The 15,031-nt window shown below is 71.8% G+C and carries 13 protein-coding genes; 10 read left to right on the top strand and 3 right to left on the bottom strand.

Going from position 1 to position 15,031, the window contains the following annotated elements; all coding sequences use genetic code 11:
* Positions 1–37: 37 nt before the first annotated feature.
* The 3 genes from ACFWGJ_RS00065 to lysA all read left to right on the top strand — a co-directional run bounded on the left by ACFWGJ_RS00065 (position 38) and on the right by lysA (position 2,512).
* The gene (locus ACFWGJ_RS00065; RefSeq protein ID WP_387319915.1) at positions 38–472 is read left to right on the top strand and encodes a molybdopterin-binding protein; all 435 of its coding nucleotides are present in this window, start codon (positions 38–40) and stop codon (positions 470–472) included.
* 182 nt (positions 473–654) lie between these two features.
* Entirely contained in the window at positions 655–1,089 is a 435-nt protein-coding gene (locus ACFWGJ_RS00060; protein WP_387319914.1) for an SAV_915 family protein, read from the top strand.
* A gap of 13 nt (positions 1,090–1,102) precedes the next feature.
* Positions 1,103–2,512 carry a diaminopimelate decarboxylase gene (gene lysA, locus ACFWGJ_RS00055; protein WP_387319913.1) on the top strand — a complete coding sequence of 470 codons (1,410 nt, stop codon included), beginning with the start codon at positions 1,103–1,105 and terminating at the stop codon, positions 2,510–2,512.
* A gap of 460 nt (positions 2,513–2,972) precedes the next feature.
* Here lysA and ACFWGJ_RS00050 read toward each other — a convergent pair whose 3' ends face one another.
* On the bottom strand, positions 2,973–3,116 hold the full coding sequence (locus ACFWGJ_RS00050; RefSeq protein ID WP_225890861.1) for a hypothetical protein: 144 nt from the start codon (positions 3,114–3,116) through the stop codon (positions 2,973–2,975).
* 514 nt (positions 3,117–3,630) lie between these two features.
* Between ACFWGJ_RS00050 and ACFWGJ_RS00045 the strand changes: the two genes are divergently transcribed.
* The 3 genes from ACFWGJ_RS00045 to ACFWGJ_RS00035 all read left to right on the top strand — a co-directional run bounded on the left by ACFWGJ_RS00045 (position 3,631) and on the right by ACFWGJ_RS00035 (position 8,854).
* On the top strand, positions 3,631–4,149 hold the full coding sequence (locus tag ACFWGJ_RS00045; RefSeq protein WP_387319912.1) for an adenylate kinase: 519 nt from the start codon (positions 3,631–3,633) through the stop codon (positions 4,147–4,149).
* A gap of 275 nt (positions 4,150–4,424) precedes the next feature.
* Positions 4,425–7,643 (top strand): alpha-L-rhamnosidase, encoded by a 3,219-nt coding sequence (locus tag ACFWGJ_RS00040; protein WP_387319911.1) that lies wholly within the window; start codon positions 4,425–4,427, stop codon positions 7,641–7,643.
* Between the two features lie 95 nt (positions 7,644–7,738).
* Entirely contained in the window at positions 7,739–8,854 is a 1,116-nt protein-coding gene (locus ACFWGJ_RS00035) for an AI-2E family transporter (protein ID WP_387319910.1), read from the top strand.
* 54 nt (positions 8,855–8,908) lie between these two features.
* Here the strand turns inward: ACFWGJ_RS00035 and ACFWGJ_RS00030 are convergent, their stop codons facing one another.
* Positions 8,909–9,940: a medium chain dehydrogenase/reductase family protein gene (locus ACFWGJ_RS00030; protein WP_387319909.1), complete on the bottom strand. Its 1,032-nt coding sequence runs from the start codon at positions 9,938–9,940 to the stop codon at positions 8,909–8,911.
* A 190-nt stretch (positions 9,941–10,130) separates the two neighbouring features.
* On the opposite strand from ACFWGJ_RS00030, the gene ACFWGJ_RS00025 reads away from it, so the two are divergent.
* From ACFWGJ_RS00025 to ACFWGJ_RS00015, 3 genes are all read left to right on the top strand, one after another.
* The gene (locus ACFWGJ_RS00025; protein ID WP_387319908.1) at positions 10,131–10,787 is read left to right on the top strand and encodes a TetR/AcrR family transcriptional regulator; all 657 of its coding nucleotides are present in this window, start codon (positions 10,131–10,133) and stop codon (positions 10,785–10,787) included.
* Positions 10,788–11,046: 259 nt separating this feature from the next.
* Positions 11,047–12,156, top strand: a complete 1,110-nt coding sequence (locus ACFWGJ_RS00020; RefSeq protein ID WP_387319978.1) for a M23 family metallopeptidase — start codon at positions 11,047–11,049, stop codon at positions 12,154–12,156.
* 156 nt (positions 12,157–12,312) lie between these two features.
* Complete coding sequence (locus tag ACFWGJ_RS00015; RefSeq protein ID WP_387319907.1) at positions 12,313–12,654, top strand: SCO4225 family membrane protein; 342 nt, start codon at positions 12,313–12,315, stop codon at positions 12,652–12,654.
* A 31-nt stretch (positions 12,655–12,685) separates the two neighbouring features.
* Here the strand turns inward: ACFWGJ_RS00015 and ACFWGJ_RS00010 are convergent, their stop codons facing one another.
* Positions 12,686–13,294, bottom strand: coding sequence for a YciI family protein (locus ACFWGJ_RS00010; RefSeq protein WP_387319906.1), 609 nt, complete (start codon positions 13,292–13,294; stop codon positions 12,686–12,688).
* Positions 13,295–13,523: 229 nt separating this feature from the next.
* On the opposite strand from ACFWGJ_RS00010, the gene argG reads away from it, so the two are divergent.
* The gene (argG, locus tag ACFWGJ_RS00005) at positions 13,524–14,978 is read left to right on the top strand and encodes an argininosuccinate synthase (RefSeq protein WP_387319905.1); all 1,455 of its coding nucleotides are present in this window, start codon (positions 13,524–13,526) and stop codon (positions 14,976–14,978) included.
* Positions 14,979–15,031 lie beyond the last annotated feature (53 nt).

Here is a 15,031-nt window from a genome sequence, read left to right as displayed (position 1 = left end):
CAGCACCACCCATAGGCGACAAACCACCCCTTCCCCTGTGAGGCGTTCCGTCACGAGCCTGAGCATCCGCAACCAGATCCCCGGCACCGTCACCTCCGTCACGACGGGTGAGGCGATGGCGACGGTCAAGGTCCGCCTCGACGGCGGCCAGGTCCTCACCGCGGCCGTCACACTGGAGTCCGTCAAGGACCTCGGCATCACCGAGGGCTCCGCCGTCCGCGCACTGGTGAAGGCCACGGAGGTCGCGGTGGCCACCGGCCCGGTGGAGGGCCTGTCCATCCGCAACCAGCTGCCCGGCACGGTCACCGACGTCACCACCGGCGGCGCCATGGCCTCCGTGCGGATCACGGTCGACGGCGGCGAACTGACCGCGGCGATCACCACGGACGCCGTCACCGACCTGGGTCTGGCGACCGGCTCCTCCGTGGTCGCGCTGATGAAGTCGACGGAGGTCTCGCTCGCGACGGTGTGAGAGCCCGCTCGGGCGATCCGCAGGACCGGCACCCGCGTCATGATCGCGTCACGAGCGCGGGAGTTCACGTCAAGCATCCGTCAGGGAGGCGGCCCGGACCCCGGCCGGCGGGCAAAGCTTCGCTGGAGCGCCCGGCCGATCCGGCCGCACGGCGCACATCGCCTTCTGCGAGGAGCAGCTTGATGTCTGCGATCGACCACTGCGAGGACCCCGAGCCCTCCGAACGCGTCCCGGCCGGACTTCTCTTCGTGCCCGTCCGGTCGGGGCCCGCGGGCTGCACGGCCCGTTTCTTCCGCACTCCCCTGGGCGGCCGTACGGCCGTCGGATTCACCTCGGCGGCGCGGGCGGCCGCCACGCTGGGCGCGGAGCAGGCCTGCATCAGGCTCTCCGAACCGGCGCTGCGCGCGCTCGCCGCACCCCTGGGCGTCACCGCCCTCACGGTCGACCCGCAGCTCTCCGCTCCCCCGGTAGAGGCCGCACCCTCCCCCGCCGACGCCGGTGCCGACACCCGCGGGCCGAGGCGCTCGTGGCACGGCCGGCGCCCGCTGCACACCCGTGCGCTGCGCGTGACCGGCGCCGCCGCCGTCGTCTCGTACCTGAACCTGCTGATCGGCTGAGGAGGCGCCCGCCATGACCGTTTCCCTCAACTCGTCCCTCCCGCCCTCCCTGCCCGCCGACCCCGGCGCCCTGTCCCGGCTACTCGGCGACAGCCGCGACAGCGTCGACAGCGGCGACAGCGAGACCGACGCACTGTCCGTCTGGCCGCGTTCCGCGCGCCCCGAGGCCGGCGGGGACGTCTCCGTGGGCGGCGTCTCCCTCACCGAGGCCGCCGACCGCTTCGGCACTCCCGTGTACGTCCTCGACGAACAGGAGGTCCGGGAGCGCTGCCGTACCTACCGCGCGGCGTTCCCGGACGCCGACGTCGTGTACGCGGCCAAGGCGTTCCTGTGCCGTGCGATGGCGCACTGGGTGCGGGAGGAGGGGCTGGGCCTGGACGTCTGCTCCGCCGGAGAACTGGCGCTCGCCGTCACCACGGGCTTCCCACCGGGGAAGATCGTGCTGCACGGCAACGCCAAGAGCCCCGACGACCTGCGCACCGCGCTGCGGCTCGGCGTCGGGACCATCGTCGTGGACAGCGCCTCGGAGATCGCCCGACTGGCCGCGATCACTCCCGCCGACGCCCGTCAGCAGGTCATGGTGCGAGTGGTGCCGGGGATCGCAGCCGGCGGGCACGCCAAGGTACGCACCGGTACGGACGACCAGAAGTTCGGCCTGTCCCTCACGGACGGGTCGGCGCAGCACGCGGTGGCGCGGATACTCGACCAGCCGCACCTGGAACTGGTCGGCCTGCACTGCCACATCGGCTCGCAGATCGACTCGGTGAAGCCCTATGTGTCCGCCGTACGGCGGCTGATCGGGCTGCTGGCCCGGATCCGGGACCAGCACGGCGTCGTCCTGCCCCGGCTGAACATCGGCGGCGGGCACGCCGTCGCCTACCGGCCCGGCGAGGCGAGCCTCGACGTGGGCGTCCTCGCCGACCGCGTGCTCGCCGAGCTGGCGGACGGCTGCGCCCGGACCCGGCTGCCCGTACCGCGGCTGACGCTGGAACCGGGCCGGGCGATCGCCGGACCCGCCGGGGTCGCGGTCTACCACGTCCTCGCGGTCAAGCGCACCGGCGAGCACACCTTCGTCGCCGTGGACGGCGGCATGAGCGACAACCCGAGACCCGCGCTGTACGGGGTCCGGTACGCGCCCCGCCTGATCGGACGCCACTCGTCGGCACCGTCCCGCGCGGTCACGGTCGTGGGCCGCCACTGCGAAGCGGGTGACGTCCTCGCGGACGACGTGCAGCTCCCGGGTGACGTACGCCCGGGCGACCTCCTCGCCGTCCCGGCGGCCGGCGCCTACCACCTGTCCATGGCGTCCGGCTACAACATGGTCGGCCGGCCCCCGGTCGTAGCGGTGTCGCGCGGCATCGCACGCGTACTGGTGCGCCGCGAGTCACTGGACGACATGACCCACCGCGACGTGGGCCTGTAGCGCCCGGGGACGCCCGCGGCACCTCTAGGCACGCCTCGGGTTGTGCGCGGCTTCAGCCCCCGGGCAGCGGCCTCGACGAGCCCGCACGAACGCAACAGCGCCCACCCACACCCCCAGCGAGCCCGCACGAACGCAACAGCGCCCACCCACGCCCCCAAGGGGCGCGGGGAACTGCGCGCCCAGCCACAACCGGCCTGTAGCCGATGAACAAGCGTCCCCCCACCCCCTAAGGGGCGCGGGGAACGGCGCACGCATGGCCCCGTGCGGACTCGTCAGATCGTGGTCGCAGTGGGCCAGCCCCAGAATCTCGGCCCGTCCACCCAGGTGCACCCCGACCAGTGGGCGTTCCACGGGATCCAGGGTGTCGCTCCCCCTCAGGTCGACGCCGCCCGGTCCGGGCACACGCGTCGCCGGTCACAGCAAGGCAGGACGGGCGACGGGCGGCGGGCGGCGGGAGCGGTCAGCGGGCCCGGGGTGCCCCCCGTCGCCGCTGCGCCGGCGGGGGCGACGGCGGCGAGAAGGTGTCGTCGCCCTCGTCCTCGTCCAGCGGCGGCAGCTCGATGGTGTACTGCGGCTGGAGGAACAGACCGTGGTGCTGGGGCACGGCGGACGAGGCCGGCGCGTCCTGAACGGGACGTGCAGGGTCGCGATGCGAAGAGGCAGGCATCCAAAACCATCCGGAGTCGGGAGTCGCGCGGATCAGAGGCGGAGCTGTCGACCGATGAGCATCGGTACCTGCTACCTCGCGCGCTACTGCCCATTAGATCCTATCGGCGCCCCGAGAACGAAAGGGCGCGGTGTGCGAAGTCATATGGAGGGGTGATCCGCGCCTCCGGGGGACCGCTCACGGCGGAGGCCGCGGGTCGCCGAAGGCGCCCGCGGGCCACCCGCCTAAGTGCCCTGCGCAGCAGCGTTTCAGCAGGTCAGGGCCTTTTTCTGGTCGATCTGCGCGCGGCGGGGCGGACGGGCCGACGCGAGCACCGGTCCACTGCGGGCCGCCGCCGCATCGGCGGGGAACCCGGCGGTTTCGCATCGGGTCGCGCGCCGCCCCGTCCGCCCCCCAAGTCGGTGCGAAGGCCCCCGATTCGGCCGGACCGGCACCGCTATAGGCTGCGTCCGTGAAGCGGATCTTGGTGGTGGGTGTCACGGGCGCGGGCAAGTCCACGCTCGCCCGGGCGGTGGGCGAGCGCCTGGACGTGCCCTATCACGAGATGGACGCGCTGTATTTCACGGGCCCCGGCTGGGCCGAGAACGACACCCTGGCCGAGGACGTCGCACACCTGACGGCCGAACCCCGCTGGATCGTCGACTCGCTCGGTTATCCCGAGGTGCGGGATCTCCTCTGGGACCGGGCGGACACCGTCCTGTGGCTCGACTACGGGAAGCGCGTGGTCATGCCCCGGGTCCTTCGCCGTTCCGTCAGGCGGAGCGTCACCCGCGAGAGTCTGTTCGGCGGCAACAGGGAGACCTGGGCGGGCTGGCTGAGCAAGGAGCATCCGGCCTGGTGGGCCTGGTCCCAACACGCGGGCCGGCGCGAGGAGATCGAACGCCGGACGCGCGATCCGCGTTTCGCGCCCCTGAACACGCTGCGGTTCTCCCACCCCCGCGACACCGCGGCGTGGCTGGCGTCCGTGTGACCTGACCCGATGGCGTCCGTGTGACGCGACCAGACCGGAGCGGCACCATCGCTTCCCGATCCGGTCTCGCCACGCCTTCGCGACAGCATCGAAAAAGCACCGGCCGATTGAAACCGTTCAATCGTCGTCGCCCCGGAAACATCTGGCCTCTCTGAAGCAACGACCACATCCGACGCCCCGTCAAGAATGTGTTGCACGCTCATTGACCCTCGCCCCGCAGGCCCCTACGTTCACCCGCAGTGAATCGATTCATCCTTACTGCCTGAGGAGCCGTAGTGATCAGCAGGAGGAACATTCTGGCGGGCACGGCGGCGGCGATGGCCGTCACGGCGACCGCCGCCGGCACCGGATCCGCCCTGGCCGCCCCCGCGTCCGCACCGGCCGGGGCGGGCGCCCGTCGCAGCGCTCTGCGCGTCACCGCGCCGACCGTCGAGTACGTGCGACACCCCCTCGGCATCGACGCCCAACACCCCCGGCTGAGCTGGCCGCTGGCCTCGGACGAGCCGGGCGCGCGCCAGAGCGGTTACCGGATACGCGTGGCCTCCAGCGCCGCACGGTTGTCGGAGCCGGATGTCTGGGACAGCGGAAAGGTCGCGTCCGAGGAGTCCGTCCTCGTCCCGTACGCGGGCCCGCGGCTCAAGCCGCGCACCCGGTACTTCTGGTCCGTGCGCGTGTGGGACGCGGACGGCGGCGCCTCGGACTGGAGCGAGCCGGCGTGGTGGGAGACCGGCCTCCTCGACTCCGCGCAGTGGACCGCGAAGTGGGTCTCCGCTCCCCCGGTCCTCACCGACGCGCCGACGCTCGAAGGCAGCTCCTGGATCTGGTTCCCCGAGGGCGATCCCGCCAACAGCGCCCCGGCGGTCACCCGTTGGTTCCGCCGCACCCTCGATCTCCCCGACGCGGTCACGGCGGCGACGCTGGCCATCAGCGCGGACAACGTGTACACCGTCTCCGTCAACGGCACCGAGGTGGCCCGCACCGACCTGGAGACGGACCACGACGGCTGGCGCCGCCCCGCCGTGGTCGAAGTCCTCCCCCAGTTGCGCACGGGGAAGAACGTCCTAGCGGTGTCGGCTACCAACGCGTCCGAGGGGCCCGCCGGGCTGGTCGCGACGCTGACCCTGCACACCGCGTCCGGCGAGCAGCGGATCGTCACGGACGACGCCTGGAGATCGACCGACAAGGAGCCCGCCGCCGGCTGGCGCGGCACCGACTTCGACGACAGTGCCTGGCCCGTGGCGAAGGAGGCGGCGGCGTGGGGCGCCGGACCGTGGGGGAAGGTCGTCCCCGCGTCGTACGCGGCCAACCAGCTGCGGCACGAGTTCACGCTCCCGCGCAAGAAGGTGGCACGCGCCCGGCTGTACGCCACGGCCCTCGGCGTCTACGAGGCCCACCTCAACGGCCGCCGCGTCGGCCGCGACCAGCTGGCGCCCGGCTGGACCGACTACCGCGAACGCGTCCACTACCAGACCTACGACGTCACCTCGCTCGTACGGTCCGGCGCCAACGCCCTCGGCGCGTATGTGGCACCGGGCTGGTACGCGGGCAACGTCGGTATGTTCGGGCCGCACCAGTACGGCGAACGCCCCGCGCTGCTGGCCCAGTTGGAGGTCGAGTACACCGACGGGACACGCGAGAGCGTCATCTCGGACAGTGACTGGCGGGCCGCGGCCGGGCCGATCGTCTCCGCCGACCTGCTGAGCGGCGAGACGTACGACGCGCGCAGGGAGACCGCGGGCTGGACCTCGCCCGGCTTCGACGACGGGGCCTGGCTCGACGCGGTGCGCACCGCCGCGGACGCCGCCCCGCCCCGGATCGAGGCCCAGGTGGACGGCGCGGTCCGGGTGGCCAAGGAACTCGCGGTCCGGAAGGTGACCCAGCCCAAGCCGGGTGTGTTCGTCTTCGACCTGGGCCAGAACATGGTCGGTTCGGTACGGCTGCGGGTCTCGGGCGCGGCCGGCACGACCGTCCGCCTGAGGCATGCCGAGGTGCTCAACCCGGACGGCACCCTCTACACGGCGAACCTGCGGACCGCCGCGGCGACCGACACGTACACGCTCAAGGGTGGTGGGCGGGAGACGTACGAGCCGCGGTTCACCTTCCACGGGTTCCGGTATGTCGAGGTGACCGGGTATCCGGGCACTCCGGCGGCGGGTGACCTCACGGGGCGGGTGATGCACACGTCGGCGCCCTTCACGTTCGACTTCGAGACCGATGTCCCGATGCTCAACACCCTGCACAGCAACATCACCTGGGGGCAGCGGGGCAACTTCCTCTCCGTCCCGACGGACACCCCCGCGCGTGACGAACGCCTGGGCTGGACCGGTGACATCAACGTCTTCGCGCCGACGGCCGCGTACACGATGGAGTCCGCGCGGTTCCTGACCAAGTGGCTCGTGGACCTGCGCGACGGGCAGACCGCGGAGGGCGCCTTCACGGACGTGGCCCCCATGGTGGGCACGGTCGGCAACGGGGTGGCGGGCTGGGGCGACGCGGGCGTCACGGTCCCCTGGTCGCTGTACCAGGCGTACGGCGACCGGCAGGTGCTGGAGGACGCGTGGTCCTCCGTACAGGCCTGGCTGAAGTACCTGGAGAAGAACAGCAGCGGGCTGCTGCGGCCGGCCGCCGGCTACGGGGACTGGCTGAACGTCGAGGACGAGACACCCAAGGACGTCATCGCCACCGCCTACTTCGCCCACAGCGCCGACCTCGCGGCCCGGATCGCGAAGGAACTCGGCAAGGACCCCGCCCCCTACACCGACCTGTTCGGGCGCGTAAGGGCTGCGTTCCAGAAGGCCTATGTCACCGCCGAGGGCCGGGTGAAGGGTGACACGCAGACCGCGTACGTGCTCGCCCTGTCCATGGACCTGCTGCCGGACGGGCTGCGGACGGCGGCGGCCGACCGGCTCGTCGCGCTGATCGAGGCGAGGGACTGGCATCTGTCGACGGGCTTCCTCGGTACGCCCCGGCTGCTGCCCGTGCTCACCGACACCGGGCACACCGATGTCGCCCACCGGCTGCTCGCACAGCGTTCCTATCCCAGCTGGGGCTACCAGATCGACAAGGGCTCCACCACGATGTGGGAGCACTGGGACTCCATCCGGCCCGACGGCAGCTTCGAGGACCCGGGCATGAACTCCTTCAACCACTACGCCTACGGCTCGGTGGGCGAGTGGATGTACACGAACATCGCCGGGATCGCGGCGGGCCGGCCCGGCTACCGCGAGGTCGTCGTCCGGCCGCGGCCGGGCGGCGGTGTCACCTCGGCCCGCGCCACGTTCACCTCGGTCCGCGGCCCCGTCTCCACCCAGTGGCGGCTGCGCTCCGGCAGGTTCGCCCTGACCTGCTCCGTGCCGCCCAACACCACCGCCGAGGTGTGGATCCCCGCGGACGCTCCCGACGAGGTCACCCACACCACCGCGGCCTTCCTGCGCAGTGAGGACGGCTGCGCGGTGTACCGGGTCGGTTCCGGCACCCACCGCTTCAGCGCGTAGCCCGGCCGTCACGCGGCGGTGTCCAACACACCTTGGACGCCGCCGCGTTGGCGGGGCTCCGCGGAAGCGCGGTGGCCTGCCCATAAGGTGCTCGCATGTCTGCCTCGTTGAGTTACGCCAGATCCCGCGCCGCGCTGCGCGCATCGGCGCGTATTTCCGTCGAGCTGCTGCTGGTTCTGGTGATGACCGCGGTGGCTCTCTGGCTTCTCGGCCAGATGTGGTCCGTGGTCTGGCCACTCATAGTGGGTCTTCTGCTGACCACGCTGACCTGGCCCGCGGCCCGCTTCCTGCGCCGGCGCGGGTGGCCTCCCGCCCTGGCGGCCTCCTTGGTGACCGTGCTGTTCCTGGTGCTCGCCGCCGCGGTGGTCGCGCTGATCGCGGTTCCGGTCGCCTCCCAGTCGGGGGAGTTGACCGACCGGATCGTGGACGGCGTGCACAAGGTCCGTGACTGGGCCGCCGGACCGCCGCTGAACGTCGAGGACGCCCAGATCTCGGGTGCCGTGGACAGTGCGGTCGAGCGTTTCCAGAAGAGCGCCGGGAGTGTGGTCGGCACGGTCGTCTCGGGCGTGAGCGCCGTGGTCGACGGTCTGGTCACCGCCGTCCTCGCACTGTTCCTGATGTTCTTCTTCCTCAAGGACGGCCCGCGGTTCCTGCCGTGGCTCGCCCGTCAGCTGCCCGGCCGGCTCGCCGTCGACGTCCCGACCGTGGCCTCGCGCACCTGGGACACCCTGGGATCGTTCGTACGGTCACAGGCGGCGGTCGGTCTGCTCGACGCCGTCTTCATCGGGATCGGCCTGTGGGTCGTGGGCGTGCCGCTGGTGCTCCCGCTGGCGGTGCTGACCTTCGTCTCGGCGTTCGTGCCGATCGTGGGCGCCCTGTTCGCCGGCTTCGTCGCGGTGCTCATCGCGCTGGTGTCGAACGGTCTGACGGACGCGCTGATCGTGCTGGCGATCATCCTCGCGGTCCAGCAGTTGGAGGGAAACGTCTTCCAGCCCATGATCCAGAGCCGTGGGCTCGGACTGCACGCGGCGGTGATCCTGCTGGCGGTGACGCTGGGCGGCAGTCTGGCGGGCGTGGTGGGCAGCCTGCTCGCCGTCCCGGTCGCCGCGATGATCGCCGTGTTCTGGAACTACCTGCGCGAGCAGCTCAGTGAGCCAACGGAGGAACCGGGCACCCAGGAACCGCAGACCGACGGCGCCGTCCCCTCCTGAGGGGGCCCGGACCCTCGGCCCGGCCGGTCCCTGTGGCGGGCGCGGGCCGACCGCCTACGGGTTCAGTACGACCTTGCCGGCGACGGTGCCGGATTCGGCCAGGCGCAGAGCCTCGGCGGCCTGGGCGAGCGGGAGTTGTGCGGCTATCTGGGCCGTGACCTCCCCGCGCCGGTACGCCGCGAAGACCTGGGTGAGGTCGGCGCGCAGCCGGGCCCGGAACCGGTTCCTGGCCAGGGCCCGGCCGGCCCAGACGTTGAAGAAGTAGGCACGGCGGCGGTTGGGCAGCGCGTTCCACAGCCACACCCGGCCGAGCAGTTTGAGCACGGGCCACTGCTTGGAGCCCTCGGCGTCCCGGGTGGACGCGCTGCCGTAGGAGACGAGCGTCCCGCCGGGCGCGAGGAGGCGCCAGGAGTCGACGACGCCCCGGCCGCCGACGTGGTCGAAGACCGCGTCCACTCCGCCGGGGGCGAGTTCCCGGACGCGCGCGGCGACGTCCTCCGTGCGGTAGTCGACGGGCACGACGCCCTTGGCGAGGAGCGCCTCGTGGTGGCGCGCGGACGCCGTGCCGATCACCTTCACGCCCGCGGCCAGGGCGAGCTGGACGAGGACCGAGCCGACACCGCCGTTGGCCCCGTGCACCAGGACGGTCCGTCCGGCGCGGACGCGTGCCTTGCGGTGGAGCATCTGCCAGGCGGTGATGCCGTTGACCACCAGGGTCTCCGCCTGCGCCGCGCCGATGCCATCGGGCACCTCCACCACGTCGGCCGCGTCGACGAGCACATGGGTGGACCAGCCGCCGACCTTCAGCAGGGCCGCCACGCGGGTGCCGGTCAGGCCCGGCTCGACGCCCTCGCCCGTGGCCAGCACCGTTCCGACGAGGTCGTAACCGGGCACGAAGGGGAACGGCGGCTGGTCGTAGTAGCGGCCCCGGCGCATCTGCTGTTCGGCGAAGGAGACCCCGGTCGCCTCCATCCGGATCAGGACCTGGCCGGGACCCGCGACGGGGACCGCTCCGCGCCTGATCTGAAGTCCTTCCGGCGCCACCTTGCCCGGCAGGACGACCTCGACGAGTCCTTCAGCGTTCATGACGACCTCCATGGCATCGCACGCGACTGCGCCGCACTCGACTGACTGCTTCTTGCGTTCGTTAGAAGTTGTAACGCAATAAGAGCGATAGAGTCAATAACGTTGGTGATAGCCTCTAACTAAATACGATGCGCAGACACAGGTGGAGACACAGACACGGCCGCAGGCAGGACACGGAAGGCGGTAGGCCATGACGGACACGGGCACCGAGACCCCGCGCGAGCGCTACCGCGCCCAGGTGCGCGCGGAGATCAAGGCGCACGCCTGGGAACAGCTCGCCGCGGCGGGAGCCTCCGCGCTCTCCCTCAACGCGATCGCCAAGCGGATGGGCATGAGCGGACCCGCGCTCTACCGGTACTTCGCCAACCGCGACGAACTGATCACCGAGCTGATCCGGGACGCTTACCGCAGCCTCGCCGACACCTTCCGCGCGACCGCCGCCGCCGGCCCCGACGCGTCCGCGCTGGCGCACGCCCTGCGCGACTGGGCCCTTCAGGACCCGCACCGCTACTTCCTCGTCTACGGCACACCCGTGCCCGGCTACCACGCGCCCGACGACATCACCGACATCGTGCGCGAGATCATGGCGACCCTGCTCGACGCCTGCGCCGCGCTGCCCTCGGACTCCCCCGCGACACCGTTCGGTTCGCACCTCCAGGAGCACCGGCGGTGGGCGGGCGACCATCCCGCCGAGCCCGCGGCCCTGCACCGGGCGCTGACCTTCTGGACCCGGCTGCACGGCGTGCTGTCCCTGGAACTGGCGGGTCACTTCACCGGGATGGGGTTCGACCCCGCGCTGTTCTTCGCGGCCGAGCTGGAGGAGCTGACCGAGGCGTCGGCACGCTGACCCCCGAAGGTCTGCCCGTTCGGGCAGGCGCGTGTGCCTCCGCGCCTCGTGATTCCCGCGGGGCTGCCCGTTAGCCTCGTGCGCGTGAGCATCATGACCACAGTGAACGCCGCGGAACTCCGCGCGGCGCAGGGGGAGTTCGCCGGTGATTGACGGCCGGTCGGACGGCACGGGGGCGGCCGGCTCCCGCACAGCGCAGGCCGGCGGGGGCGAAGCCGAGGACACACTCGGGGAAGCGGCCGATCCGGCGGCCGGAGCAGTGACCGCGGCACCGGTCGAGGAGCCGGCCGGGGAGCCGTCCGGGGGGTCCAGGGAACAACGCCCGAAGCGCGCCCGCCGCGGCCCGGGCCCGTTCACCCTGCTCGTCCTGCCGGGGCTGGTCGCCCTGATGGGGGTGGCCGGCTTCCTGGCCTACAACGGCGGTCTCGACGACGCCTGGCCCCAGGGTTCCGACCCCGACCCGACGGCCACGACCCGCGTGGACGCCTCGTACATCCCCTGGCTCCGCAAGGCGGTCGCGGACTGCAAGGTCGTCAAGCCGTCGGTGCTCGCCGCCCAGATCGACCGGCTCTCCGGCTGGAACAACGACACGGGGGCGCTGTCGGGCGAGAAGGGCATCGCCGCGTTCACGGACGCCCAGTGGAAGAAGTGGGGCAAGGACGACGACGGCAACGGCCGCTCCTCGCCCCGCGATCCGGCGGACGCGATGATGGCGCTCGGCCGGCAGGACTGCTCCCTCGCCGAGAAGGTGACCGACCTCAGGACCGAGGGAACCGTCACCGGGGACCTGGTGAACCTCACCCTCGCCGCGTACGCGTCGGGTACGGACGCCGTGGTGAAGGCGGGTCGCGTACCCGCCGACGCGGAGGCCTACATCGACGAGGTGAAGTCGCTGTCCTCGCGCTACGAGTCGGTCGACCGGGAGAGTTCCGGCGGCGGCGCCGTGAACCAGGTGCCGGGCGCCGTCCTGGCCGCGCCGGTCGGCAACCTCACCGTCACCTCGCCCTACGGCTCGCGCGAACACCCGCTGACCGGGGTGACGAAACTGCACACCGGGGTCGACTTCGCCTCGCCCCAGGGGGCGCAGGTCTCCGCCGCGTCCAAGGGCCAGGTCGTGTTCGCGGCGATGACCAAGGCGTACGGCAACCGCGTGGTGATCGACCACGGCACCATCGGCGGCAAGCGGCTGGAGACGACGTACAGCCATCTGCTGGCCCTCCAGGTGTCGGCCGGCCAGGCGGTGGACGCCGGGACGCCGGTCGGGCTGGTCGGCTCGACCGGTCTGTCCACCGGTCCTCATCTGCACTTCGAGGTGGTTCTCGACGGGTACTACACCGATCCCCTGCCGTGGCTCAGGCCCAGTACCTGAGCCGGGCGGTTCCGGCGCGGTGACCCGACGGTCCGCCCGCCGCCTCCCGCCCGCCGTCGTTCGCCCTTCGTCCTGAGTACGCGTACTCAGGACGAAGCCGGGCCTCCGCCGGACCATGAGGGCAGGATCGCGTTCCACGTCCTGGGGGAGGACTTCATGAACACGCGTGCCGTCGCCCGTCTGACCTTCGCCAATCCCACGTCGGCGGTCTACCTGACCGTCGTGGGCGGCTCCATCGTGGTCGCTTCCGCCGTCACGAGGTTCGCCGAGGATCCCGGGCTGATCTGGGTGTGGCCGGCGCTGTTCACCGCGCCCGCCTCCGGACTGGTGACGGTCGCGGACCTCTGGCTGGACCCGGTCCTCGACACCAGGGCGTCGGTCGCGTTCAACACGGCCGGGATGGTCGCGTGCGGTCTGCTGCAGTCGTTCACCCTCGGCCTGCTCCAGCAGTCCGTGCGCACCCGTCTGCGGGGCAGGTTCCGCCCGCACCGCGCCTGAACGGGGCCCGGGAGGCGGTGGCCGCGGTACCTCACTCGCCGGCCGGGCGCCCGCCGAACCGCCAGTCGTGGATCTCGACGTCCCGGTACAGCCCGCCCCGGGCGTACGGCTCGTCCGCCATCATGGCCTCGGCGGCCTCCCGGTCCGGCAGTTCGGCCAGCAGGGCGGTGCCCATCCAGTCGGTGCCGTCCTGGGAGAGCAACGGCCCGTAGGCGATGAGGTGTTCACGGTGGGCGCGGTCGAGATGACGGTGGTGGGCCGCCTCCAGGGCGTCGCGGGCCGCGGTCGCGCCCGGCACTCCGTGCGCGATGACCAGGAAGCGCCGGTGTCCGGCCGTCCCGCTCCCGAACTGCCACATCGTGCGGCCGAGGGTGTTCCTCCAGCGGCGGATCAGGACGTCCTCGTAGACACCGGCCCTGTAGTTGGGCTCGTCGAACGCGAACCCGTGCGCGGCGGCCGCGTCGGGGAGGTCGACGATGTGCATGCTGCCGGTCACCGTCTCACCGTCGGCGCCGAGCGTGGGACCGCGTGCGATCATCCCGTCGGCGTACCCGTCCATGAACGCCCAGTGCGCCTCGTTCAGCTCCCACCGCAGCGGCATGGATCCCGGCCGGTCACGGCAGTAGAAGAAGTACTCCATCCCGCCCCCGCACCTTCCCCTTCGCAGGCTCACCCGTTCGGACGCGCCGGGCGGCAACGGATCGTACCAACGCCCGTTCCGAGCGGCACGGAATTACGGCGGCCGGCGGCCGGCAGGGGCGGACGGCGGCGGACATCCACGCGTCCGCACCCGCCGTCCGCACTGGCCGTCCGCACCCGCCGTTCGACCCCTCGTTGCATGTTCATGCGAAGTGATGCATAATCTTCCTATGTCTAAGGTCCTCACCTCCCTTCCCGCCGGCGAGCGCGTCGGTATCGCCTTCTCCGGCGGACTCGACACCTCGGTCGCGGTCGCGTGGATGCGCGACAAGGGCGCCGTTCCGTGCACCTACACCGCCGACATCGGCCAGTACGACGAGCCCGACATCGCCTCGGTGCCCGGCCGCGCCAAGGCCTACGGTGCCGAACTCGCGCGTCTCGTCGACTGCCGTGCCGCGCTGGTCGAGGAGGGACTCGCCGCGCTCACCTGCGGGGCGTTCCACATCCGCTCGGGCGGGCGTGCCTACTTCAACACCACGCCGCTGGGCCGTGCCGTCACCGGCACCCTGCTGGTGCGGGCGATGCTGGAGGACGACGTCCAGATCTGGGGCGACGGCTCGACGTTCAAGGGCAACGACATCGAGCGGTTCTACCGGTACGGGCTGCTCGCCAACCCGCATCTGCGGATCTACAAGCCCTGGCTGGACGCGGACTTCGTGACCGAGCTCGGCGGCCGCAAGGAGATGTCGGAGTGGTTGGTCGCGCACGACCTGCCGTACCGCGACAGCACGGAGAAGGCGTACTCCACCGACGCCAACATCTGGGGTGCCACCCACGAGGCCAAGACCCTGGAGCACCTGGACACGGGCGTCGAGACCGTCGAGCCGATCATGGGCGTCCGGTTCTGGGACCCCGAGGTCGAGATCGCCACCGAGGACGTGACGATCGGCTTCGACCAGGGCCGCCCGGTCACGATCAACGGCAAGGAGTTCGCCTCCGCCGTCGATCTGGTGATGGAGGCCAACGCCATCGGCGGCCGGCACGGCATGGGCATGTCGGACCAGATCGAGAACCGGATCATCGAGGCCAAGAGCCGCGGTATCTACGAGGCGCCGGGCATGGCCCTGCTGCACGCCGCGTACGAGCGTCTGGTCAACGCGATCCACAACGAGGACACGATCGCCCAGTACTACAACGAGGGACGGCGTCTCGGCCGGCTCATGTACGAGGGCCGCTGGCTGGACCCGCAGGCCCTGATGGTGCGTGAGTCGCTGCAGCGCTGGGTCGGCGCCGCCGTCACCGGCGAGGTCACCCTGCGGCTGCGGCGCGGCGAGGACTACTCGATCCTCGACACCCGCGGCCCGGCGTTCAGCTACCACCCGGACAAGCTGTCCATGGAGCGCACCGAGGACTCGGCGTTCGGCCCGGTGGACCGGATCGGCCAGCTCACCATGCGCAACCTCGACATCGCCGACTCGCGCGCCAAGCTGGAGCAGTACGCCGGGCTCGGTCTGATCGGCACCGGCAGCCCCTCCATCGGTGCCGCCCAGGCGGCCTCGACCGGGCTGATCGGCAGCATGCCGGAGATGCCGCAGGGCGGTGCCGAGGCCATCGCCTCCCGCGGCGAGGTCTCCGAGGACGACGAGCTGCTGGACCGCGCGGCGATGGAGTTCGGCACGGACTGATGTCCGGCCGCAGCACAACGAACGACTGAGGGGTGGGCCCGGCGCTGTTGGCG

Source organism: Streptomyces sp. NPDC060205, from assembly GCF_042728395.1.
Lineage (GTDB): Bacteria > Actinomycetota > Actinomycetes > Streptomycetales > Streptomycetaceae > Streptomyces.
The sequence above is the reverse complement of the archived record's forward strand: the minus strand, read 5'-3'. Positions and strand labels throughout refer to the sequence as shown.

Coding starts and splice junctions, on each gene's coding strand:
- lysA (WP_387319913.1), top strand. CDS start 1,103: ATGACCGTTTCCCTCAACTCGTCCCTCCCGCCCTCCCTGCCCGCCGAC.
- ACFWGJ_RS00035 (WP_387319910.1), top strand. CDS start 7,739: ATGTCTGCCTCGTTGAGTTACGCCAGATCCCGCGCCGCGCTGCGCGCA.
- ACFWGJ_RS00010 (WP_387319906.1), bottom strand. CDS start 13,294: ATGGAGTACTTCTTCTACTGCCGTGACCGGCCGGGATCCATGCCGCTG.
- ACFWGJ_RS00030 (WP_387319909.1), bottom strand. CDS start 9,940: ATGAACGCTGAAGGACTCGTCGAGGTCGTCCTGCCGGGCAAGGTGGCG.
- ACFWGJ_RS00025 (WP_387319908.1), top strand. CDS start 10,131: ATGACGGACACGGGCACCGAGACCCCGCGCGAGCGCTACCGCGCCCAG.
- ACFWGJ_RS00015 (WP_387319907.1), top strand. CDS start 12,313: ATGAACACGCGTGCCGTCGCCCGTCTGACCTTCGCCAATCCCACGTCG.
- ACFWGJ_RS00060 (WP_387319914.1), top strand. CDS start 655: ATGTCTGCGATCGACCACTGCGAGGACCCCGAGCCCTCCGAACGCGTC.
- argG (WP_387319905.1), top strand. CDS start 13,524: ATGTCTAAGGTCCTCACCTCCCTTCCCGCCGGCGAGCGCGTCGGTATC.